Below are 1,430 nucleotides of genomic sequence, written 5' to 3'. Positions count from 1 at the left end.
GCGACCGAGCTATCGGTCGAGCTGAGGCCCGTCGACAGAGAACCGATCGAGCTGTTAGCGGACGACAGGCCGGTCGAGGTCGACGTCGACAGCGAAGTAATCGAGCTGTTGGCCGACGAGAGACCGGTCGAAGTTGAGGTCGAGAGCGACGCGACCGAGCTATCCGTCGAGCTGAGGCCCGTCGACAGTGAGCCGATCGAGCTGTTCGCCGACGAGAGCCCGGTCGACGTTGAAGTCGACAGCGACGTGATCGAACTATTGGCCGACGAGAGCCCCGTCGAAGTCGAAGTCGACAGCGAAGTGATCGAGCTGTTGGCCGACGAGAGGCCGGTCGACGTTGAGGTCGAAAGCGAAGCGACCGAGCTATCGGTCGAGCTGAGGCTTGTCGACAAAGAACCGATCGAGCTGTTGGCCGACGACAGACCGGTCGACGTCGACGTCGAGAGCGAGGTGATGGCGCTGTTAGCCGAGGACAGACCCGTCGACGTCGAAGTCGAAAGCGAAGCGACCGAGCTATTGGTCGACGACAATCCCGTCGACAGCGACGAAATGGCGTTGCTCGACGACGACACCGTGGTCGACAGCGAATCGACGGCCGAGTTGGTCGCGAACAGTTGCGACCCGTTGATCGCATCGGTGCTGTCGGCGGTGATGCGGCCGGCCGCAACGTTGGTCACCTGACGCTCGGCGCCCTTGTCGCCGACGCTGACGACGCTGGTCGGGTTGCCGCCCGCGAACGTGTGGGTGACGCCGCCGACGCTGCCTGTCGGCGTCGGGTTCGGCGCCGCCGTCACGGAGCCGCTGCCGAGCGCGACGTCGCCGATGTTGTTCGCGACCGCGTTCTGACCGATCGCGACCGTACCGTTGGCTTTCGCGTTTGCGCTATCGCCGACCGCGACGCTGCTCGCACCGGCGGCGCTCGCCGCGACGCCCGCGGCCAGCGCGTTGACGCCCGTTGCACCGTCGTTGGTGTAGTTCGCCTTTTGCGTACCGCCGTCGTTGACGCTGTAGTAGTGCGTTTTCGCCGCTTCGATTGCGGTCGACGTGGAGGTCGACAGCGAAGCGATGCCGGTCGAGGTCGACGTGGACAGCGACGTGACCGAGCTATTGGTCGAGCTGAGGCCCGTCGACAGCGACCCGATCGAGCTGTTCGCCGACGAAAGGCCGGTCGAAGCGGAAGTCGACAGCGAAGAGATGCTGCTCGACGTTGCAGTCGACAGCGAGCCGATGGAACTATTTGCCGACGAGATGCCAGTCGATGCCGACGTGGAAAGCGACGTGACCGAGCTATTGGTCGAGCTGAGGCCCGTCGACAGCGAGCCAATCGAACTGTTCGCCGACGAGATGCCGGTCGAAGCCGAGGTGGACAGCGACGTAACGGAGCTGTTGGTCGAGCTGAGGCCCGTCGACAGCGAGCCAATCGAGCTGTT

The 1,430-nt window shown here is 64.4% G+C and carries 1 pseudogene; it reads right to left on the bottom strand.

Annotated elements, in window-relative coordinates:
* Nucleotides 1-1,430: pseudogene (locus ACSHSS_RS29390) on the bottom strand (ESPR-type extended signal peptide-containing protein); the annotation flags it as partial.

The organism is Burkholderia sp. BC1, from assembly GCF_052683555.1.
This window is presented reverse-complemented; position numbering and strand designations above follow the sequence as displayed.